The 20,316-nt window shown below is 69.4% G+C and carries 20 protein-coding genes and 1 pseudogene; 17 read left to right on the forward strand and 4 right to left on the reverse strand.

Annotated elements, in window-relative coordinates; all coding sequences use genetic code 11:
* Positions 1-114: 114 nt before the first annotated feature.
* From G554_RS16040 to aroQ, 4 genes and pseudogenes are all read left to right on the forward strand, one after another.
* Entirely contained in the window at positions 115-372 is a 258-nt protein-coding gene (locus G554_RS16040) for a Trm112 family protein (protein WP_051232955.1), read from the forward strand.
* Positions 369-1,436: an SIS domain-containing protein gene (locus G554_RS0111290; RefSeq protein WP_027587975.1), complete on the forward strand. Its 1,068-nt coding sequence runs from the start codon at positions 369-371 to the stop codon at positions 1,434-1,436. Before G554_RS16040 ends, G554_RS0111290 begins: the two co-directional genes overlap by 4 nt.
* On the forward strand, positions 1,433-2,389 hold the full coding sequence (locus G554_RS16045; protein ID WP_036925403.1) for a cation diffusion facilitator family transporter: 957 nt from the start codon (positions 1,433-1,435) through the stop codon (positions 2,387-2,389). The genes G554_RS0111290 and G554_RS16045 overlap by 4 nt, the downstream gene beginning before the upstream one ends.
* 2 nt (positions 2,390-2,391) lie before the next feature.
* Positions 2,392-2,820 (forward strand): annotated as a pseudogene (gene aroQ / locus G554_RS16050) (type II 3-dehydroquinate dehydratase); the annotation flags it as partial.
* Between the two features lie 94 nt (positions 2,821-2,914).
* On the opposite strand, the gene G554_RS0111305 reads toward aroQ, so the two are convergent.
* Positions 2,915-3,172, reverse strand: a complete 258-nt coding sequence (locus G554_RS0111305) for a DUF3039 domain-containing protein (RefSeq protein ID WP_027587976.1) — start codon at positions 3,170-3,172, stop codon at positions 2,915-2,917.
* Positions 3,173-3,384: 212 nt separating this feature from the next.
* Between G554_RS0111305 and G554_RS17890 the strand changes: the two genes are divergently transcribed.
* Together G554_RS17890 and malQ are read left to right on the forward strand one after the other, a co-directional pair.
* Positions 3,385-4,314, forward strand: a complete 930-nt coding sequence (locus tag G554_RS17890) for an RDD family protein (protein WP_036925626.1) — start codon at positions 3,385-3,387, stop codon at positions 4,312-4,314.
* A gap of 25 nt (positions 4,315-4,339) precedes the next feature.
* A complete protein-coding gene (malQ, locus tag G554_RS0111315) occupies positions 4,340-6,454 on the forward strand; it encodes a 4-alpha-glucanotransferase (protein WP_027587978.1) in 2,115 nt (704 codons plus the stop codon).
* An 84-nt stretch (positions 6,455-6,538) separates the two neighbouring features.
* On the opposite strand, the gene G554_RS0111320 is transcribed toward malQ, so the two are convergent.
* On the reverse strand, positions 6,539-6,814 hold the full coding sequence (locus G554_RS0111320; protein WP_027587979.1) for an HU family DNA-binding protein: 276 nt from the start codon (positions 6,812-6,814) through the stop codon (positions 6,539-6,541).
* A 261-nt stretch (positions 6,815-7,075) separates the two neighbouring features.
* Positions 7,076-8,413: a nicotinate phosphoribosyltransferase gene (locus G554_RS0111325; protein ID WP_027587980.1), complete on the reverse strand. Its 1,338-nt coding sequence runs from the start codon at positions 8,411-8,413 to the stop codon at positions 7,076-7,078.
* Between the two features lie 80 nt (positions 8,414-8,493).
* On the opposite strand from G554_RS0111325, the gene clpS reads away from it, so the two are divergent.
* The 11 genes from clpS to G554_RS16080 all read left to right on the forward strand — a co-directional run bounded on the left by clpS (position 8,494) and on the right by G554_RS16080 (position 17,375).
* Complete coding sequence (gene clpS / locus G554_RS0111330; protein WP_051232957.1) at positions 8,494-8,802, forward strand: ATP-dependent Clp protease adapter ClpS; 309 nt, start codon at positions 8,494-8,496, stop codon at positions 8,800-8,802.
* 2 nt (positions 8,803-8,804) lie between these two features.
* On the forward strand, positions 8,805-9,389 hold the full coding sequence (locus G554_RS16845; RefSeq protein ID WP_051232958.1) for a DUF2017 family protein: 585 nt from the start codon (positions 8,805-8,807) through the stop codon (positions 9,387-9,389).
* 76 nt (positions 9,390-9,465) lie between these two features.
* Positions 9,466-9,840, forward strand: a complete 375-nt coding sequence (locus G554_RS16060) for a FeoA family protein (RefSeq protein WP_036925406.1) — start codon at positions 9,466-9,468, stop codon at positions 9,838-9,840.
* Positions 9,837-11,927 carry a ferrous iron transport protein B gene (gene feoB / locus G554_RS0111345; RefSeq protein WP_245570034.1) on the forward strand — a complete coding sequence of 697 codons (2,091 nt, stop codon included), beginning with the start codon at positions 9,837-9,839 and terminating at the stop codon, positions 11,925-11,927. Before G554_RS16060 ends, feoB begins: the two co-directional genes overlap by 4 nt.
* The gene (locus G554_RS16065; RefSeq protein ID WP_161626494.1) at positions 11,924-12,247 is read left to right on the forward strand and encodes a FeoC-like transcriptional regulator; all 324 of its coding nucleotides are present in this window, start codon (positions 11,924-11,926) and stop codon (positions 12,245-12,247) included. Before feoB ends, G554_RS16065 begins: the two co-directional genes overlap by 4 nt.
* 46 nt (positions 12,248-12,293) lie before the next feature.
* The gene (murI, locus tag G554_RS16070; RefSeq protein WP_051233016.1) at positions 12,294-13,187 is read left to right on the forward strand and encodes a glutamate racemase; all 894 of its coding nucleotides are present in this window, start codon (positions 12,294-12,296) and stop codon (positions 13,185-13,187) included.
* Positions 13,168-13,941 carry a ribonuclease PH gene (gene rph / locus G554_RS0111360; RefSeq protein WP_027587983.1) on the forward strand — a complete coding sequence of 258 codons (774 nt, stop codon included), beginning with the start codon at positions 13,168-13,170 and terminating at the stop codon, positions 13,939-13,941. The genes murI and rph overlap by 20 nt, the downstream gene beginning before the upstream one ends.
* A gap of 23 nt (positions 13,942-13,964) precedes the next feature.
* Positions 13,965-14,591 (forward strand): RdgB/HAM1 family non-canonical purine NTP pyrophosphatase, encoded by a 627-nt coding sequence (gene rdgB / locus G554_RS0111365; protein ID WP_027587984.1) that lies wholly within the window; start codon positions 13,965-13,967, stop codon positions 14,589-14,591.
* A 1-nt stretch (position 14,592) separates the two neighbouring features.
* A complete protein-coding gene (locus G554_RS0111370; protein ID WP_027587985.1) occupies positions 14,593-15,405 on the forward strand; it encodes a thymidylate synthase in 813 nt (270 codons plus the stop codon).
* Between the two features lie 17 nt (positions 15,406-15,422).
* Complete coding sequence (locus tag G554_RS16075; protein WP_036925409.1) at positions 15,423-15,920, forward strand: dihydrofolate reductase; 498 nt, start codon at positions 15,423-15,425, stop codon at positions 15,918-15,920.
* A 3-nt stretch (positions 15,921-15,923) separates the two neighbouring features.
* A complete protein-coding gene (locus tag G554_RS16080) occupies positions 15,924-17,375 on the forward strand; it encodes a DNA polymerase IV (RefSeq protein WP_051232960.1) in 1,452 nt (483 codons plus the stop codon).
* On the opposite strand, the gene gcvP is transcribed toward G554_RS16080, so the two are convergent.
* Complete coding sequence (gcvP, locus tag G554_RS0111385) at positions 17,327-20,287, reverse strand: aminomethyl-transferring glycine dehydrogenase (protein WP_051232961.1); 2,961 nt, start codon at positions 20,285-20,287, stop codon at positions 17,327-17,329. The two genes, G554_RS16080 and gcvP, sit on opposite strands and share 49 nt — an antisense overlap.
* Between the last annotated feature and the right edge of the window lie 29 nt (positions 20,288-20,316).

Here is a 20,316-nt window from a genome sequence, read left to right on the forward strand (position 1 = left end):
GCTGAAGATTCAGAACAGCTGGATATTCTGATGTCATTCGGGACACTGCCGCCGATCGAGCCACCAGAGCCGCACTGTCAGCAGGTCCCGCCATCCTGAGGAGTTGCGACCGGTATGCCCGATCTTCCCGTCACACCAGAGGCCCTCGACCTGTCGCCGGTCTTCCTCGAGATCGCTGCCTGTCCGCAGTGCCACGCAAAATTCGCCCTCGACTACGACCGCGGCGAGCTGGAGTGCTCCGATCCCGACTGCGGGCTGGCCTTCCCGGTGCGTGACGGCGTCCCGGACCTGAGGATCGACGCAGCACGCAATCCCAACACCCACCAGCCCGATCCCGAGGCCGATGAGACCACCGTCCAGGTGGCGAAGTGAGCCCGGTCTTCGAGGACTCCCGGCTGGACCCCACCGAGCTGCCCGGGCCCGCCGAGGCCGCGCTGCGCTACCTGGCCAGCACCGGCGCCCGGATCCGCTCGGACGCGGCCGGGCTGGCCACCTCGGCCGACCGTGCCGCCACCGAGCTGGAGAGGCCCCGAGGAGTCCTGGTGGTGGGATCGGAGGCCAGACTGGTCCGCTCGGTGCTGGAACCCGTTTGCCCGGTCCCGATGGTGGCATGGCCCTTCGACCGGCTCCCGGCCTGGGTCGGCCCGCTGGACCTGGTGGTGGCCCTGGACACCGAGACCGACCAGCTCAGCTCCGCACCCGGCCAGTCCTGCCTGGAATCGGTGGCCGAGGCGCAACGGCGAGGCGCCGGGATCCTGCTGGCCGGCCGTGAGGACTCCCCGGCATGGCGGGCCGCAGGAAGCCGCTCGGCGGTCCGGCTGCCGGTCCTCAGTGCCGACCCGATGTCGGCGGCGGTGGTGGTCCTGGCGCTGCTCGGCCAGATCGGCATCGGCCCCCACGTCGATCCGGAACAGGTCTCCCGGGCAGCCGACCTGGTCGCCGAGTCCGCCTCCCCGCACCACGACCTGGCCACCAATCCGGCCAAGGAGATGGCCTGCGCACTGGCCGACGCCGACCCCCTGCTGTGGGGCGGTTCGGTGTTGGCCGCCCGATCCGCCAGGCGCTGCGCCGAGGCGCTGCGCCGGGCCAGCGGCCGGGCAGCACTGTCGGCCGATGCCGATGCCCTGATGCCTGTCATCACCGGCACCGCGGTGCGCGACCCGTTCGCCGATCCCGATATCGACGGTCTGGCCACCCGGCCGGTGCTGGTGGTGATGGATGATGCCGACGGAGCGGACGCCGCAGGCCGGGCCCGGTTGGAGGCCGCCTGCCGGCAGCACGACGTGGCAGTGCGCAGCATCTCGCTGCCCCTGGGGATGGATCAGGCCGGGCCGGTCGACCGCTACGTCACCCTGCTGCTCGAGGGACGGTTCGCTGCCGCCTACCTGGCCCTGGGACTGGGACGGTTCGGCGTCGGGGACGGCGACGACCGGTGAGCGCCGAGGGCAGCAGGAGGGCGATCCTGGCGGCGGCCTGCGCCAACCTGGGGATCGCCGCCACCAAGTTCGTGGCCTGGGGACTGACCGGGGCCTCCTCGATGCTGGCCGAGGCCATCCACTCCACCGCCGACACCGGCAATCAGCTGCTGCTGGTGATCGGTGGCCGGGCGGCGAAGCGGCAGGCCGACGAGAGCCATCCCTTCGGATACGGACGCGCCCGCTACCTGGCCGCCTTCATGGTGGCCATCGTGATGTTCAGCCTGGGCGGCCTGTTCGCTCTCTACGAGTGCTATCAGAAGATCGTGGCGGTGCGGGCCGGGGAACACGACGAGCTGTCGGACTCCACCTGGTGGTGGGTGCCACTGGTGGTGATCCTCATCTCGCTGATCGCCGAGTCGCTGAGCCTGCGAACCGCCCTCCAGGAGACTCACAAGGCGCGCGCCCATCTCTCGGTGATCCAGTTCATCCGCCAGTCCAAGGCCCCCGAACTGCCGGTGGTGATGCTCGAGGACTGCGCCGCCGTGCTGGGCCTGATCTTCGCACTACTGGGCATCGGGTTGACCCTGCTGACCGGCAATGACATCTTCGACGCCCTGGGCTCCGGATTCATCGGGGTGCTGCTGGTGGTGGTCGCCATCGTGCTGGCCCGCGAGATGCTCTCCCTGCTGGAGGGGGAGTCCGCCAGCCCTGAGAACCAGCAGGCCATTCGGGACGCGCTGACCGGCACCGACGGCGTCGCGCAGGTGATCCACATGCGCACCGTCCATCTGGGCCCCGAGACCATCCTGCTGGCCGCCAAGATCGCGGTGGATCCCGACGAGTCGGCCGGCGAGGTGGCCAGGATCATCGACGCCGCCGAACAGCGGGTGCGCAGCGCGGTACCCACCGTGGGACCCAGCTTCCTGGAACCCGATGTCCTGCGCGATACCACTGCCGAGAAGGAGAACTGATCATGAGCACCGATGTGCTGGTCCTCAACGGACCCAACCTGGGCCGACTGGGGCGCCGCGAACCCCAGATCTACGGCACCCTCACCCATGCCGGGCTGCGCGCCCACCTGACCGAGGCCGGCAGGGACCTGGGGCTCGACGTCGAGGTCCGCCAGACCGACGCCGAGGCCGAGATGATCAGCTGGCTGCACGAGGCCGCCGACAACCGGATCCCGGTGGTGATCAACCCGGCGGCGTGGAGCCACTACTCGATCGCCATTGCGGACGCCGTCGCCCAGCTGGAGGCCCCGGTCATCGAGGTGCACCTGTCCAATATCGCCCAGCGCGAGGAGTTCCGGCACCACAGCGTGGTCTCGGCCTATGTCACCGGCACCATCATCGGGCTGGGAGCCAGCGGCTACGACTACGCCCTGGCGCATCTGGCGTCGTTGATCGACCAGGAGGCCGAGGGCCCCTCGGACCCGCCGCAGATCCGCCCGGGATCGGTGCACGGCGCTATCACCGGGCGGCGCCGCGGCGATCCCACTACTTCTTCGGATTCGCAGGATTGAGCGACTCCCAGATCTCCTTGCACTCGGGGCAGACCGGGAAGCGATCGGGGTTGCGGGTCGGCACCCAGACCTTGCCGCACAGTGCGACCACCGGGGTGCCGTTGACCATCGCGTCGGTGAGCTTGGCCTTGGGGACGTAGTGGGAGAACCGCTCAGCATCTCCGTCCTGGAAGGACGGGCTGGTCCGTTCGTCCAGGACGGTCTCGGAACCGGGGGCAGCCTGAGTACTCATGGGTGGGATTCTAGGCGCGAGCCGGAATCCCTCCTGAGATGATCGGCTGTCAGCGAATCACGGCCGGCGACGGGGCCGGTCGAGGCGGCTGGGCGGGAGCGATGGGCGTCTAGCTTGTGGGGGCGTGGGATAGTTGACGGGTGAGCAGTCAAGACCCGGATCGTCAGCAGACTCGACAGGTGGACGGACAGCCCAGCGCACAGCTGCCCCCGATGGGCTGGTATCCCGATCCCGCCGGAAGCGCGAAGGAGCGCTACTGGGACGGATCGCGATGGACCCGGAATCTGCGTAACCCACCCGAGCCGCCGAGATCGCACAGGTCTCATCAGAACGGACTGCCGGAGTCCCTGGAACCGATCAGGAGACGCCACTCGGCGGAGGAGCCGCGGCGCAAGGTCGTCCAACGCCGCTCCGCCCACTCGGCAGGGTCCTCGAACCCGGCGGCCTCCTCCGACCCGGCCGGGCCCGCCGACTCCGGGTCCTACCGGGGCAGTGGGACGCCCTCACAACCGGATCCGGGCCAGATCCAGCCGCAGTCCGGCAACCCCTACGAGGCCTACCGGCAGCCGCAGCGTGCCGCCTCGCGGACCGACACCACCACCAGTGACGGCGTCCCGCTGGCCGGCTGGTGGTGGCGGGTGCTGTCGACGATCATCGACCAGACCATCGTCTGGACGCTCGTCGCGGTGCTGCTGCGCAGCCAGCTGAACGCCTACCTCGAGGCGGCCCAGAGGCTGGCGGTCCAGTACGGCTCGGTGTCCAGGCTGCTCGAGGTGGCCCGCACCAACCCGAATGCGGTGGTCTCCGCCGAGCTCACCGAGGCATTGTCCACGCTGGTGTTCGCCGCCATCATCTTCCAAGCCGCCTACCAGTTCGTCATGCTGGCGCTGTTCTCGGCCTCGGTGGGTCAGCTGATCAGCGGCCTGCGGGTGGTCGAGGTCGGCCATGGTCGACAGCACCGGCGGCTGAAGCCATGGCGGGCGGGACTGAGGGCGGCGGCCTGGGGGTTGGTCGCAGTGCTCAACAGTTTCATCGGTATGCTCACCGTGGTGAGTTATCTGCTGCCGTTGTTTCAACGCCGACGTCAGACCATTCACGACCTGGTTGGCGGTACTCAGGTGATTCGCCTGTCTCGCGACTGATCACATCCATCTGAGAGGCCATCGAATGTCGCTGTCTGATCCTGTCCTGATCGCACTGGCCGACCATTTCGGAATCGCCAGAAGCTTCCAGGACTGGAAAGGCCGACAGACCTCGGTCTCCGAGGAGACGGTGCGGGCCGTGCTGGCCGGGTTGGGGGTCGACGCCGCCACCCACGAGTTGGCCGAGCAGGCCCTGGCCGAGGTCCGTGACCGGCCCTGGCGTCGGACCCTGACGCCGTGCACCGTGCTGCAGGAGGGTCAGGAGGGCCGCATCGACGTCCACCTACCGGCCGGTGAGTCGGTGGCGGTGCACATCGAGCTGGAGGATGGTTCGGGACGGGACTGCTGGCAGGTCGACAACTGGAATCCCGACCGGGAGGTGGACGGACACTGGGTCGGCGAGGCGACCTTCGCCGTTCCCGGCGATCTGCCGCTGGGCTATCACACCGTGGTGGCCACCACCGCGGAGCACCGCTCCACTGCCAGCCTGATCGTCGCCCCCGGATGGTTGGGCCTGCCCGCCCGGATGGGCTCGACGGCGTCGTGGGGATATGCCACCCAGATCTACTCGGTGCGTTCCCACCACTCCTGGGGAGTCGGCGACTTCACCGACCTGGCGGACCTGGCCACCTGGTCGGCGACCCAGGGGGCCGACTACCTGCTCATCAACCCGGTGCACGCCGCAGAGGTCGTGCCGCCGATGGCACCGTCTCCCTATCTGCCCTGCAGCAGGCTGTTCATCAACCCGGTCTACATCCGCCCCGAGATGATCCCCGAGTACCACGACCTGGACGACGACGCGCGCGACCTCGTGGCGCGGTCGAAGCGGATCGCCGCCGATGGCCCGGAGCAGGCCGACCGGATCGATCGCGACGTGTCCTGGGGGGCCAAGAAGCCGGTCCTCGAGCAGATCCACGCACTGGGGCTGGGACCCGCCCGCCAGATGGTCTTCGACGCGTTCCGGCGGATCCGTGGCTTCCGGCTGCACGACTACGCGATCTGGTGCGCGCTCTCCGATGAGCACGGCTCGGACTGGAAGCAGTGGCCGGTGGCACTGCAGCATCCGCAGAGCCAGGCGGTCGCGGAGTTCGCTGCCCGGCATGCCGAGCGGGTCGATTTCTACGAGTGGCTGCAGTGGACGGCCGACCAGCAGCTGTCGGACGCCCACCGTGCCGGTCGCGACGCCGGAATGAGACTGGGGCTGATCTGCGATCTGGCGGTCGGGGTGAACGGCCACGGCGCCGACACCTGGATGATGCCCGGCCTCTACGCCGAGGGGATCGGCGTCGGTGCCCCGCCCGACCAGTTCAACCAGGCCGGTCAGGACTGGGGCCAGCCGCCGATGCGTCCCGACGTGCTGGCCGAGATGGCCTACCGGCCGTTCCGGGAGATGGTCTATGCCGCTCTGCGCCACGCCGGCGGGGTCCGGATTGACCACATCCTCGGCCTCTTCCGGCTGTGGTGGGTGCCCCAGGGACTCGGCCCGCGCAACGGCACCTACATCCGCTACGACTACCAGGCGATGGTCGGCATCCTGGCACTGGAGGCCCACCGGGCCGGAGCACTGGTGGTGGGGGAGGATCTCGGCACGGTCGAGCCGGGGGTCCGCGACTACCTGCGGGACCGTGGCGTGCTGGGCACCTCGGTGATGTGGTTCGAGATGGACGACAGCGGTCATCCCCTTCCGCCGTGGGCCTGGCGGGAGTATGCGCTGTCATCTGTCACCACCCACGACCTGCCGCCGACCGTCTCCTACCTCTCGGGCGCCCACGTCGATGCCCGCAACGATCTCGGGATGCTCACCGAGCCGGTGGAGGCCGAACGTGCCCACGCCGCCGCCGAACGGCAGTCCTGGGTCCAGGCGCTGCGCGACTGTGGAGCGCTGACCGGGCAGGATCCCTCCGACGAGCAGATCGTGGTGGCGATGCACCGGATGCTGCGCCAGACCCCCTCGCGGGTCCTCAATGCCTCGCTCACCGATGCGGTGGGGGACCGTCGCACCCAGAACATGCCCGGCACCACCGACGAGTACCCGAACTGGCGTGTGCCGCTGAGCGGACCCGACGGCCACCCGATCTGGTTGGAGGATGTCTACACCAATCCGCTGGCTGCCGAGATCGCCGATGTGCTGAATGGCTAGCCGAGGGTCGGCCGCGTAGGTCCACAGACAGCAGGGTCCCGGAATCGTGAGATTCCGGGACCCTGCTGCGGGTGGAGGGTCAGCTCACTCCGAGACAGCCTTCTTGAGGGTGCTGGAGGCCGAGATCTTGACCGCCTTGTGAGCGGGAATGGTCATCGACTCACCGGTGCGGGGGTTGCGGCCGTTGCGGGCCGGGCGCTCGACGGACTCCGCGGTGAGCAGGCCGGGCAGCTGAACCTTCTCACCACCTGCCAGCGCGGCGGTGACGACGTCGGTGAGGGCCTTCACCGCTTCATTGGCCTGGGCCTCGGTGAGATCGGCCTGCTTGGCGATGGCCTTGACGAGCTCGGACTTGGTCATGGGGTCTCCTTGTATCTGGCTACAGGGCTGTATCTGACTACAGGACTGGCACGACCAGTTGGCCGTTCCGTGGAGGGTGCGTGAGTTGACCGGACTGCTGAGCCGGGCCACAGAGCACCTTCTCTGAACTAGGACATTAACCGTTCTGGGCTCGCAGTCAAGCCATGAAGCGCCGTCTGAACCGCAGAATCAGCGGATTTGACGCCCGTCCGAGGGATCGGGGAAGGGGTGTCGGACCCTCGCACCTCCCCCGGTCCGCCCTCAGATCCCCTCGCCGATGATCCGGTTGGGCAGGTCATCGCCGGGCTCGACCATGATGGTGGGAATCGCCTGCTCTCCGCGCGAGATGCGCCGGCCCGACTGGGGGAGCTCGTCGAGCACCCGCTGGTGGCGCTTCCTGGCGGCTTCCAGCGGCTCGGGCCCGACCACCGCACCATCGGTGATGAGCGGCACGATGAGATTGCGGTCCCGGTCATGGTGAGGGGCCGGTCGATCGATCCCGACCACCTCGGACTCGGCGATCCCGTCGGCGCCGATCCGGCGCACCGCGAACTTGCGTCCCCCCACCGTCGACTTGTGGGAGGACTTCTTGGCCACCGGCACCATCGGTGCCTGCGGGTCCTCGGAGTCGGCCCGGGCGACCAGTTTGTAGACGAAACTGCAGGTCGGTGCGCCCGACCCGGTCACCACCGAGGTGCCCACCCCGTAGCCGTCCACGGGGACGCCGCGCAGGGCAGCGATCTGCCACTCGTCCAGATCGCTGGTGACGATGATCCTGGTGCTGGTGGCGCCCAGGTCGTCGAGCAGGTCGCGGACCTGGCGGGCCACGATCGCCAGGTCGCCCGAGTCGATCCGTACCGCTCCCAGCCTGCCATCGGTGAGCTCGACCCCGGTGCGCACCGCCTGCTCGATGTCGTAGGTGTCGACCAGCAGAGTGGTCTGGTTCCCGAAGGTGTCCAGCTGGGCGCGGAAGGCCTCCCGCTCGGAGTCGTTGAGCAGGGTGAAGGAGTGCGCCGCGGTGCCCGATGTCGGCACTCCGTAGCGGATCCCTGCGGCCAGATTGGAGGTCGGTCCGAAGCCGGCGATCCAGCACGCCCGGGCTGCCGCCACCGCCGCCTCCTCATGAGTACGTCGCGACCCCATCTCGATGATCGGCCGCCCCTCGGCCATCAGCACCATCCGGGAGGCGGCCGAGGCCACCGCGGAGTCATGGTTGTAGATGCTCAGCAGCAGCGTCTCCAGCAGACAGGCCTCGGCGAAGCTGCTCTCCACGGTCAGCAGCGGGGAACCGGGGAAGTAGAGGTCTCCCTCGGCATAGCCGCTGATCGAGCCGGTGAAGTGATAACTCGACAGCCATTCGGCCATCCGGGGGCTCACCACCTGGTGGCTCACCAGGAAGTCGATCTCCTCGGGTTCGAAGTGGAAGTCCTGCACGGCGTCCAGCATCCGCCCGACGCCGGCCACCACGCCGAAACGGCGGCCCTCGGGAAGCCGCCTGGGGAAGAGCTCGAAGACGCAGCGCCGCCATGCGGTGCCCGCCCTCATCGCGGCCTCCACCATGGTCAGCTCGTAGTGGTCTGTGAGCAGTGCTGTCGACATGGGGTCACTCTAGGGCTTATCGGCGGATCGAGGGTCCGGGAGCTGGTCGCGAGGAGCCTGGCCGCGGCAGAATAGGGAGCATGTCACATCCTGCAGGGCCGGTGTGCTCGCTGCCGGCCGGTGAACCGGTCGTGGAGCGGCTCGAGCAGCAGGACCCCGACTGGACGACGGTGGTCTGGGACGACCCGGTCAACTTGATGAGCTATGTCGCCAGGGTCTTCGCCAGCTACTTCGGCTATCCGCGCGCCAAGGCCACCGAGTTGATGATCCAGGTCCACAACGAGGGCAGCGCGATCGTTGCCACCGGTTCCCGCGAGGAGATGGAGACCGCGGTCGCCGCGATGCACTCCTATGGTCTCTGGGCGACCCTGGGGAGGGCGGCCGAATGAGGATGTCGGCCGGTGAGCCCCCGTGGATGCTGGAACTGGAGGGTGAGGAGAGCTGGCTGCTGGGCGTCCTGCTCGACTTCTACCGGCCACTGGTCGACCCCGATGACGAGCAGCCGGAGGAGCCTGCCGCACAGCCCGATGGTCCCGGGGAGACCGACTCCTTCGCCTTCTGGGAGGCCGACGTCGTCGGGGACGACGCCGACCGTCGGGAGGAGGATCCTGCACTGCTGAGACTCTTCCCCGATGCCTACCCCGACGATCCGTCGGCCAGCGCCGATTTCCGGAGATTCACTCTCTCGGGCCAACGCCGGGAGCGGCTCGATGACATCGCCACGGTGAGGAAGGGGCTCGAACTGCTCGAGACCGGCCCGCTGCCCATCGGTGCCGATGATCTCGACCCCTGGCTGCGGGTGACCAATGCTCTGCGCCTGGTGCTGGCCAGCAGGCTGGGGATCGTTGACGAGGTGAGCGCCGAGGAGGCTGAACGGGGCGCCCAGCAGGACCCCTCCGATATCGTTCACCCGGCCTACGAGTGGCTCGGAGTCTTCATCGAGATCCTCATCGAGGTCTCCTGGGGCCGGATCTGAGGGCTTCGCGGGGACGCCGTCCGAAATGGCGACCCCGGTGGGTTAGGTTCGGCTACCCTCACCTACACTCATCGCCATGAGTGAAACGATCGGTTGCTGCACCGGCGAGGTCGCCGGTGTGTCGTCCACCTCCGTGCGGGGCCAGGGTCGCCACCTGGAGCAGTCCTTCACCGGGATATCGGGGGCCGAGCCGTTGTCGGCCTGCCGTACCGGTGACCCGCGGGTCCTGCAGGCCACCGGCGCCCGCCCGGAGATGGCGCGCAGATTGGCGGCCCTGGGGCTGCGCCGGGGAGCTCAGCTCACCCTGCTGATGCGCACCGCCGGTGGTGGCGGCATCGTCTCGGTGGCTGGCGCCCGGATCGCCCTGGACCACAGCATGCTGGCAGAGCTGTTCACCGTGGGGCCGGTCGGAACCGATACCAAGGATCCCGATTCAAAGGATGCGGCATGAGCCCCAAGATCGCCGAGGACGCGATGAGGGATCTGTCGGGGCGCAAGCACCGGTCGGTGATCTCAGCCAAGGCCTGCTGTGCCGACGGCCCCGACGAGACGGTTGCCGGGGCGCCCGTCGTCGCCCTGGCCGGCGCACCCAATGTCGGCAAGTCCACCCTGTTCAACCTGCTCACCGGCGCCCGGGTGAGCATGGGCAACTGGCCGGGGACCACGGTGACGGTCTCCCGGGGGGTCTGGCGCACCCGCCACACCCCCGGCGCCCCGGTCAAGGTCGAGTGCGACTGCCCCGAGGGCCAGTGCAGCTGCCATCACATGGCCGACCATCAGCGCGACCTCACCCTCATCGATCTGCCGGGGGCCTACAGCATCGACCCGATGAGCCCCGACGAGGCGCTCACCCGGGCCCTGCTGGTCGACTGCCCGCCCGCCGAGGCCCCCGATCTGGTGGTCGTGGTCGCCGACGCCGCCCACCTGTCACGCAGCCTCTACCTGGTCGCCCAGCTGCGTGAGCGGCCGCTGCGCCTGGTGGTGGCCCTCACCATGGTCGACGTCGCGCGGCAACGAGGTATCGAGGTCGACACCTGGGCGCTGTCGGACAGGATCGGCGTCCCGGTGGTCTCCCTGGATCCTCGCCGCCGCCGCGGCGAGCAGACCCTGGCGATGGCCGTCCGCAATGAGCTCGACGACCTTCCTCCCTGCCCTCGTGAGATCGCCCTGGCACCCGAGGAGCCCGGTACCGCCGAGGACGATGACCTGGCCCGCGAGGACGAGCGTTTCGCCTTCATCGAGGACGCCGTCGCCGGCGGTACCACCGACTCCGGGGAGAACCGCAAGACCACCTCGGACAGGATCGACCGGTGGGTCACCCACAAGGTCTTCGGGCCATTGATCTTCGCGGTCGTGATGTGGGTGGTCTTCGAGGTGACCACCACGGTGGCCGCCCCCTTCCAGGACGGCCTGGACTCGCTGTTCTCCGGCCCGGTCTCCGAGTGGTCCCACTCCGGTCTGGCGGCCATCGGGCTGGGCGACAGCTGGGTCAATGGCCTGCTCGTCGACGGGCTGATCGCCGGGGTCGGGACCGTGCTCACCTTCGCCCCGCTGATGGCGCTGATGTTCATCCTGCTGGCCATCCTGGAGGATTCCGGGTACATGGCCCGGGCCGCCGTGGTCACCGACCGGATGATGCGCTCCATCGGCCTTCCCGGCCGGGCCTTCATCCCGTTGATCGTCGGCTTCGGGTGCAATGTGCCGGCCATCTCGGCGACCCGGGCACTGCCCCAGGCCCGTCAGCGGATCCTCACCTCGCTGCTGGTGCCCTTCACCTCCTGCACCGCCCGACTGACCGTCTACGTGATGCTGGCCACCACCTTCTTCCCGGGAATGGCCGGGACGGTCTGTTTCATCATGTACCTCATCTCGATCCTGCTGGTGGTGCTGATCGGCCTGGCGCTGCGCAAGACGCTGTGGCGCACGATGGGCTCCGAGGCCCTGGTGCTCGACCTGCCGCCCTACCAGTTGCCCACCGCCCGGCTCACCGCCTCGGTCACCTGGGTGCGCCTCAAGGGGTTCCTGCGCACCGCCTCGGGGATCATCGTGGTGGCTGTCGCGGCGGTCTGGCTGCTGCAGTCCATCCCGGTCACCGGGCACGCCGGGTTCGGCGAGGTGGCCCCTGAGGACTCGGCCTTCGGGGTGGCGGCCCAGGCCGTCGCACCGGCCTTCGAGCCGACCGGTTTCGGTTCCTGGCAGACCTCCTCGGCGCTGGTCGTCGGATTCGTCGCTAAGGAGGCCGTGCTGTCCTCCTGGGCCCAGACCTATGCGGTCGACGACCCCGAGGAGACCGGCGATGAGACGCCGCTGCAGGCCAAGGTGGTGGAGTCCTTCGAGCAGAGTTCCGGGGGACACACCTATCCGGCGGTGTGGGCCTTCCTGTTCTTCATGCTCTCCTACACCCCCTGCGTGGCGACCCTTGCCACCCAGAAACGCGAGATCGGGTTGGGCTGGACGCTGTTCGGACTGGGACTGCAGCTCGCGGTGGCCTACCTCGGGGCGCTGGCGATCTTCCAGATCGGCAGCCTGCTGTGGTGACTCCCGCGGCAGCGGCCCGCACCGGCTCGCGTCCGCTCAGCCAGGTGCTGGCGGCCTTCCGGGAGGGTGCCATCAGTCTCGACCAGATCGCCGAGCGGACCGGGCTGCCGGGCACCATCGTGCGCACCAGCGTCGCTCATCTGATCAGGATGGGGCGCATCGAGGCCAAGGAGCTGTCGATGGGATGCCCCGGTGGTGGCTGCGCCAGCTGCGCCTCGGCGCATGCCGACGGCACCCCGGGTTGCGGGTCCGCCGGCCCCTCGGCCACCCGTCGCGGGCCGGTGCTGGTGCAGCTGAGCCTGCGTGGCCCCGTTTCCTAGCAGCGGGCCGATCGTCGTAGGCTGGCCGACCGTGAGCAGTGGACCGATCGACGGCGAGGACGATCCCGTCGACGCGCCGATCGGGATCTTCGACTCCGGTTTCGGCGGACTCACGGTGGCCCATGCGGTGGTCGACCTGATGCCCAACGAGGACATCATCTATCTGGGTGACACCGCCCGGGCCCCCTACGGCGAGAAGCACATCGCCGAGGTGCGCGAGTACGCCCTGCAGTGCCTCGACCGGCTCGAGTCCCACGGCGTCAAGGCCCTGCTGATCGCCTGCAACACCGCCTCCTCGGCAGTCCTTCGGGATGCCCGGGAGCGGTATCAGGTGCCGGTCATCGACGTCATCATGCCGGCCGCCCGGCGCGCCTCGCTGGCCACCCGCAACGGCCGGATCGGGGTGATCTGCACCGAGGCCACCGCCCGCTCGCGGTCCTACGAGGACGCCCTGGCCGCTGTCCCAGGAGTCCAGCTCACCACCCGGGCATGTCCCCGTTTCGTCGACTTCGTGGAGCGCGGGATCACCGGCGGCCCCGAACTCGAGGCCGCGGCCCGGCAGTATCTGGAACCGATCCGTCGAGCCGGTTGTGACACCGTGATCCTGGGCTGCACCCATTACCCACTGCTCGCCGGGCTGATCTCGATGACCCTGGGAGACCAGGTGACCCTGGTCTCCTCCTCGGAGGAGTGCGCCCGGGCCTCCTATGCGGTGCTCACCCGCAAGGGCATCCTGCACACCGGCCCGCGCGATTCCAGCCGGTACTTCCTCACCACCGGCAATGCCGACCGGTTCGAACGGCTGGGGCGCCGGCTGATGCAGGGTTTCGTCCGTGATGTGCACCGGGTGGGGATCGACGAGACGCCCTCGTCGCTGGGCGACCGGGCCTTCGTCCGCGACGAGTCGTCGGCCTCCGGAACTGTCGGTGACTGCCGCTAACCTTGGCCGGGTGAGTGATTCTTCATCCAAGTCCCGTGTCGACGGTCGTGAGCTGGACCAGCTGCGCCCGGTCACCATCAAGCGTTCCTGGCTCTCCCAGGCCGAGGGGTCGGTGCTGGTGAGCTTCGGGCGCACCACCGTGCTGTGCAATGCCTCGGTCACCGAGGGGGTGCCCCGCTGGCGCCAGGGATCGGGTCTGGGCTGGGTCACCGCCGAGTACGAGATGCTGCCCCGGGCCACCGACACCCGCAGCCAGCGGGAGTCCCGCAAGGGCCGGATCGGTGGGCGCACCCATGAGATCTCCCGGCTGGTCGGGCGGTCGCTGAGGGCCGTCGTCGACTACCGGGCGCTGGGGGAGAACACCATCGTGCTGGACTGCGACGTCCTGCAGGCCGACGGCGGCACCCGCACGGCGTCGATCACCGGCGCCTTCGTGGCGCTGTGGGATGCGGTGGCCTGGCTCCGCGAGCGGGGCTCGCTGGCCGGTGAGCCGCTCACCGGTTCGGTGCAGGCGATCAGCGCCGGACTGGTCGGCGGGGTCCCGATGCTGGACCTGGCCTACGAGGAGGACTCCAGGGCCGACACCGACATGAACATCGTGATGTCGGGCTCGGGAGACTTCATCGAGGTCCAGGGCACCGCCGAGGGTCAGCCCTTCAATCGGGCGCTTCTCGGCGATCTGCTGGATCTGGGCACCAAGGGATGCGCCGAGCTCAAGGCCGCTCAGCAGGAGGCGCTGGGGGTCCAGCTGTGAGCACCCGTCACAGCGACCAGGTGGTGCTGGCCTCCCACAACAAGGCCAAACTCGTCGAGCTGAGGCGCACCTTCCAGGCGGCCGGTTCCGATGTGCAGGTGCTGGCCCTGGCCGATGTGGCGGTCTACCCGCCGCCGGCCGAGACCGGCAGCAGCTTCGTCGAGAACGCTCTCATCAAGGCCCGCACCGCCGCGGCGCGCACCGGCCTGCCGGCCCTGGCCGACGACTCCGGGATCCAGGTCGACGCCCTCAACAAGATGCCCGGCATCCGTTCGGCCCGCTGGTCTGGCCCGGCGGCCACCGACGCCGCCAACCTGCAGCTGCTGCTGGACCAGACCTTCGACCTGTCGGAGGAGCGCAGCACCGCCCGGTTCGTCTGCGCGATGGCCTTCGTGGATTCCGATGGCACCGAGATCACCGAGACCGCCACCATGGAGGGCCACATCATCCACCAGGCCCGTGGCGACAACGGGTTCGGCTATGACCCGATGTTCGTCCCCGGCGAGCAGGACGGCGATCTCACCAGCGCCGAGATGAGTTCGGCGGCCAAGGACGCCATCAGCCATCGCGGCAAGGCGGTGCGGGCCATCGTGCCGGCCATCCTCGGTCACCTGGAGGCCAGGGACCGGGCCGAGGCGGAGGAGGGCTGAGATGCAGCAGTACCTGGACCTGCTGCGCCGGATCCTCGATGAGGGGGCCCGGCGACAGGACCGCACCGGCACCGGCACGTTGAGCGTCTTCGGCCACCAGATGCGCTTCGACCTGCGGGCGGGGTTCCCCCTGGTGACCACCAAGAGGATCTACACCCGGGCGGTCTTCGGGGAGCTGCTGTGGTTCCTGCGCGGGGACACCAATATCGGCTGGTTGCACGACAACAACATCCACATCTGGGACGAGTGGGCCGATGAGAAGGGCGACCTGGGGCCGATCTACGGCCACCAGTGGCGCTCCTGGCCCGATCCCGAGGGTGGCACCATCGACCAGATCGCCAGGGTCATCGAGCAGATCCGGACCAACCCGTGGTCCCGGCGTCACATCGTCAGCGCCTGGAACCCGGCCGAGGTCGACCAGATGGCCCTGCCACCCTGCCACACGATGTTCCAGTTCTACGTCACCGCCGGGGAGTCCGGGCAGCCGGAATGGCTGTCCTGCCAGCTCTACCAGCGCAGCGGCGACACCTTCCTGGGGGTGCCCTTCAATATCGCCTCCTACGCCCTGCTCACCCATCTGGTGGCCCAGCTCACCGGGCTGAGACCGCTGGAGTTCGTCCACACCCTGGGCGATGCGCACATCTACCTCAACCATCTCGATCAGGTGCACGAGCAGCTGTCGCGGACTCCCCGGCCGCTGCCCAGGCTGGTGCTGAACCCCGACATCGGCTCCATCGACTCCGTCGAGCTGTCCGACATCGCGGTGGCGGACTACCACCCCTATCCGGCCATCAAGGCCCCGATCGCGGTGTGAGGACGAATGGGGCAGCAATGCAGGTGATCGCCATCGCCGCGGTGGCCGAGGACCGCACGATCGGGTCGGGCCAGGACATGCTGTGGCACCTTCCCGAGGACTTCCGCCGGTTCAAGGCGGTCACGATGGGCCACACCCTGGTGTTCGGGAGGAGGACCTTCGAGCAGATCGGGAGGCTTCCGGGACGCAGCCTCATCGTGTGCACTCGTGACCGGTCCTGGTCGGCCGAAGGGGTGGAGGTCGCCCACTCGGTGCCCCAGGCCATCGGGATGGCGCGACGGGCCGGTGAGCAGATCTGCTTCATCGCCGGCGGTGCGCAGATCTACGCCCAGGCCCTGGAGCTGTGCACCGGGCTGGACATCACCGAGGTCCATCTGCGCCCCGCGGGTGCGGCCCGGTTCCCCGAGATCTCCCCCGAGCGCTGGCGGGAGGTCTCCCGGGAACCTCGCCAGGGCTTCGACTTCGTGGCGTACCTGCCGGTCGCTGGCCCCTCCGAGAGCACCGGCGAGGGCTGAGGAATGAGGGCCCGGGCCTCGGTGCTGCACCTGGACATGGACGCCTTCTTCGCCTCGGTGGAGCAGCGCGACAAGCCCTCGCTGGCCACCAAGGCGGTGATCGTGGGGGGCACCGGCGGGCGCGGGGTGGTCTCCACCGCCTCCTACCAGGCGCGGGCGCTGGGGGTGCACTCGGCGATGTCGAGTGCCCAGGCCCGTCAGCTGGCCCCCCACGCCGCCTTCCTGTCAGGCCGTTTCGACGCCTACCGGGAGTCCAGCCGGGTGGTGATGGCGGCACTGCACGAGATCTCCGGACTGGTCGAGCCGCTCAGCCTCGACGAGGCCTTCGTCGACCTGGAATGCGCCTCGGTCGACGTCGCCGATCCTGCTCGGCTCACCGCCCTGGCACGCGATCTGCGCGCCGAGATCGCCGAGCGCACCGAGGGGCTCAGCTGCTCGGTGGGAATCGGCTCGAGCAAGTTCATGGCCAAGGTCGCCTCCGAGATGGCCAAGCCCGGACGGGGCCACCAGGACCAGGTGGTCCTGGTGGCCCCCGGCTCGGAGGCCGATGTGATCGGCCCGCTGCCGGTGCGGGCGATCCCGGGAGTCGGCCCGGTCGCCGCTGCACGGCTGGACAAGCTGGGGATGAGAAGGGTCATCGACATCCGTCGGGCCTCCCGTCAGGAGCTGGTGCGTGAGCTGGGCCAGGCCTGGGGGAGCAGCCTGGCCGACCTGTCGAGAGCCCAGGACGACCGGCCGGTGGTCTCGGCCAGGCAGGCCAAGTCGATCTCGGTGGAGGACACCTTCGAGCACGACCTCACCGATCGGGCCGAGTGCGCCGAGGTGATCGACCGCGACGTCGAGCTGGTGTGTGCCCGGCTGCGACGCTCGGGACATTTCGCCCGGACCGTGACCCTCAAGGCCAAGATGGCCGACTTCACCATCTGGTCGCGGTCGGTGACCTCGACCGGTGCCACCGACTCGGTGGAGCGGGTGCGCCGGATGGCCCATCAGCTGTTGGACTGCCTCGACCTGCGCGAGGGGGTCCGGCTGCTCGGGTTAGGACTGGCGAACTTCACCACCGCGGCCCAGGAGGAACTCTTCGCGGTCGACGAGGAGGGGATGCTGGTGACAGATGGGCAGGGATCCCCGGTGGTGCAGGACGCCGGGATCCAGGTCCTCGGCGGGCCCGCCGAGGGGCCCTTCGGCCGGCGAAGCTCGATGGACGACCGGACCGGTGAACGCCGGTGGCGCCCAGGAGCCGACGTCGAGCACTCCCGGTGGGGACGCGGCTGGGTGTGGGGTTCGGGCCACGGGGTGGTGACGGTCCGCTTCGAGTACCGGGGATCCCCGATCGGCCGGGTCCGCTCGATGCCGACCGATGACCCGGCGCTCAGCCCGGCCGAGCCGCTGCCGCTGAAGCTCACTCAGCTCTCCTCGAAGGCCTCCGGGGGAGGGCAGGAGCACACCAGGTGACGGTCCCCGAAGGCGTTGTCGATCCGCCCCACCGGCGGCCAGTACTTCGCCTGGATCCGGGTCACCGGGTTCATCTGGTGGTCGGTGGCCGCAGCACCGGAGGTCTCGGTCGCCGGATAGCCGGCAAGTCGGCGGGAGTACGAGTGCTGCCAGCGCTCGGCCACCAGCCGGTAGGCCGGATGGGGAGCGTTGACCAGCGGATTGTCGTCGGCCGGCCAGTCCCCGGCGGCGACCCTGCGGGCCTCCGCGACGATCGCCAGCATGGCGTCGGCGAACCGGTCCAGCTCTGCCAGATCCTCCGACTCGGTCGGCTCCACCATCAGGGTCCCGGCCACCGGGAAGGACATCGTCGGGGCGTGGAAGCCGTAGTCGATGAGTCTCTTGGCGACATCGTCCACGCTGATCCCGGTCTCATGACTGAGCGGCCGCAGATCCAGCACGCACTCGTGAGCGACCAGCCCGTTCGCACCGGTGTAGAGCACCGGGATGGTGGCCTGCAGGCGTCTGGCCAGGTAGTTGGCGTTGAGCACAGCCTGTCCGGTCGCCTCCCGCAGCCCCGCCAGGCCCATCATCCGGATGTAGGCCCAGGAGATCGGCAGTACCGAGGCCGAACCGAAGGGGGCTGCGGCCACCGGAGCACCGCAGTGCCTCACCGATCCACCACCGGGAACCTGGTGCTCGGCCACCGGGCTCTGCGGGTGGCCGGGAAGATAACGCGCCAGATGCGCCTTGGCCGCCACCGGCCCCACCCCGGGACCGCCACCACCGTGCGGGATCGCGAAGGTCTTGTGCAGATTCAGGTGGGAGATGTCGCCACCGATCTCGCCAGGTCGGGCGACCCCCACCAGGGCGTTGAGATTGGCCCCGTCGATGTAGACCTGACCGCCGGCGTCATGGACCATCCGACAGACCCGGCGCACCTGCGTCTCGTAGACCCCGTGGGTCGAGGGGTAGGTCAGCATGATAGCCGCCAGCTGCCCGCTGCTGGCGGCGATCCTGGCCGCCAGATCCGACAGGTCGATATTGCCCTGGTCGTCGGAGGCCACCACCACGACCTTCAGTCCCGCCAGGGCCGCCGAGGCGGCATTGGTGCCGTGCGCAGACGACGGCACCAGGCAGATCCGACGCTGGTCCTCACCGCGGTCGTGGTGGTAGCCGCGGATCGCCGCCAGCCCGGCGTACTCCCCCTGGGAACCGGCATTGGGTTGCAGGCTGACGGTGTCGTATCCGGTCAGCTCGGCCAGCCAGGTCTCCAGGTCGCGGATCAACGACAGCGTTCCGGCGGCGTCCTCGGCGGGAGCGAAGGGGTGCAGATCGGCGAACTCCGGCCAGCTCACCGCCTCCATCTCGGCGGCCGCGTTGAGCTTCATGGTGCACGACCCCAGCGGGATCATGCCCCGGTCCAGGCCGTAGTCACGAGTGGCCAGCCGGTTGAGATAGCGCATGAAGGAGGTCTCCGAGCGGTAGCTGTTGAAGACCGGATGGCTGAGATACCCGCTGCTGCGGATCAGCCCGGCCGGCCACTCCCAGCCGGCGTCCGCTCCGGCCCCGGACTCCACCTGCTGCCCGCCGAGCAGCTCGACCAGCCGACTGACGTCGGCATCGGTGACCGTCTCGTCCAGGCTCAAGCCGAGGGTGTCGGCGTCCAGCAGGGCCAGCGTGTAACCGGCCTGGCGGGCGCGCTCCCAGACCTGCTGGGCACGCCCGGGCAGCTGGATCCTCAGGGTGTCGAAGAACGGCGCGGATGCCATCTCGAGGCCGACCGCCGCCAGCGACTCGGCCAGCGACACCGTCTGGTCGTGCACCCGGGCCGCGATCCGGCGGATCCCGTCTGGTCCGTGCCAGACGGCGTACATCGCCGCCATCACCGCCAGCAGCACCTGGGCGGTGCAGATATTCGAGGTCGCCCTCTCCCGTCGGATGTGCTGCTCGCGGGTCTGCAGGGCCAGCCGGTAGGCCGGCACACCGTCGGCGTCCCTCGACATCCCGACCAGTCGGCCGGGGATCTGGCGCTCCAGGCCCTTGCGCACCGACATGTACCCGGCGTGCGGGCCGCCGTATCCCATCGGGACGCCGAACCGCTGGGTCGACCCGACGGCGACGTCGGCCCCCAGCTCGGCTGGGGCCGTGAGCAGTGCCAGCGCCAGGATGTCGCAGTCCGCCACCGCGATCCCGCCGACCTCGTGGACGGCTGCGAACACCTCGCTGGGGTCCCAGACCCGCCCCTCGGCATCCGGGTACCCGACCAAGAGGCCGAAACAGCCGGCCTCGACCGCCGGACGCCATGACTGCGGGTCGATCGGGTCGACCTCCACCAGCTCGACCCCCAGGGCCTCGGCCCGGCCCGCCACCACAGCCCGGACCTGGGGCAGCACCGCCCTTGCGATGAGGAACCGGGAGGTCTTGGACCGTGAGGCCCGGCGCGCCAGCAGCATCCCCTCGGCGGCCGCGCTCGCCTCGTCCAGCAGGGATGAGTTGGCCACCGGCAGTCCGGTGAGATCCTCCACCATCTGCTGGAAGGTGATCAGTGCCTCCAACCGGCCCTGGGAGATCTCCGGTTGATAGGGGGTGTAGGCGGTGTACCAGGACGGGTTCTCGAAGACATTGCGCCGGATCACCGCGGGGGTGAGGGTGCCGTGGAACCCCTGCCCGATCAGGGCATGGCTGACCCGGTTGCGGCCGGCGATCTCGGCCAGCTCCCGGCGGACGGCCGCCTCATCGGCGGCCGGTGGAAGATCCGGGACCTGGACCCTGGTGAGGATGTCGGCCGGGGCGGCCAGCCGGATCAGCTCATCGAGGCTCTCGGCTCCCAGGCTGGCGAGCATTCGGGCCCGGCCCTGGTCGACGGTTCCCAGATGGCGGGCGGCGAAGGTCCCGGTCTGATCCGACGGGCGGATGCTGGGCATGGACATCCTTTCGGGAGGGTGCGGTGGCGGGTGGT

Origin of the sequence: Acidipropionibacterium thoenii DSM 20276 (assembly GCF_000423445.1) — a bacterium.
In the GTDB taxonomy this organism is placed as follows: Bacteria; Actinomycetota; Actinomycetes; order Propionibacteriales; family Propionibacteriaceae; genus Acidipropionibacterium; species Acidipropionibacterium thoenii.

Coding starts and splice junctions, on each gene's coding strand:
- G554_RS16060 (WP_036925406.1), top strand. CDS start 9,466: ATGAGTGAAACGATCGGTTGCTGCACCGGCGAGGTCGCCGGTGTGTCG.
- G554_RS0111305 (WP_027587976.1), bottom strand. CDS start 3,172: ATGAGTACTCAGGCTGCCCCCGGTTCCGAGACCGTCCTGGACGAACGG.
- G554_RS0111370 (WP_027587985.1), top strand. CDS start 14,593: ATGCAGCAGTACCTGGACCTGCTGCGCCGGATCCTCGATGAGGGGGCC.
- G554_RS17890 (WP_036925626.1), top strand. CDS start 3,385: ATGGGCTGGTATCCCGATCCCGCCGGAAGCGCGAAGGAGCGCTACTGG.
- clpS (WP_051232957.1), top strand. CDS start 8,494: ATGTCACATCCTGCAGGGCCGGTGTGCTCGCTGCCGGCCGGTGAACCG.
- G554_RS16040 (WP_051232955.1), top strand. CDS start 115: ATGCCCGATCTTCCCGTCACACCAGAGGCCCTCGACCTGTCGCCGGTC.
- feoB (WP_245570034.1), top strand. CDS start 9,837: ATGAGCCCCAAGATCGCCGAGGACGCGATGAGGGATCTGTCGGGGCGC.
- G554_RS0111320 (WP_027587979.1), bottom strand. CDS start 6,814: ATGACCAAGTCCGAGCTCGTCAAGGCCATCGCCAAGCAGGCCGATCTC.
- gcvP (WP_051232961.1), bottom strand. CDS start 20,287: ATGTCCATGCCCAGCATCCGCCCGTCGGATCAGACCGGGACCTTCGCC.
- G554_RS16080 (WP_051232960.1), top strand. CDS start 15,924: ATGAGGGCCCGGGCCTCGGTGCTGCACCTGGACATGGACGCCTTCTTC.
- G554_RS16845 (WP_051232958.1), top strand. CDS start 8,805: ATGTCGGCCGGTGAGCCCCCGTGGATGCTGGAACTGGAGGGTGAGGAG.
- G554_RS16075 (WP_036925409.1), top strand. CDS start 15,423: ATGCAGGTGATCGCCATCGCCGCGGTGGCCGAGGACCGCACGATCGGG.
- G554_RS0111325 (WP_027587980.1), bottom strand. CDS start 8,413: ATGTCGACAGCACTGCTCACAGACCACTACGAGCTGACCATGGTGGAG.
- malQ (WP_027587978.1), top strand. CDS start 4,340: ATGTCGCTGTCTGATCCTGTCCTGATCGCACTGGCCGACCATTTCGGA.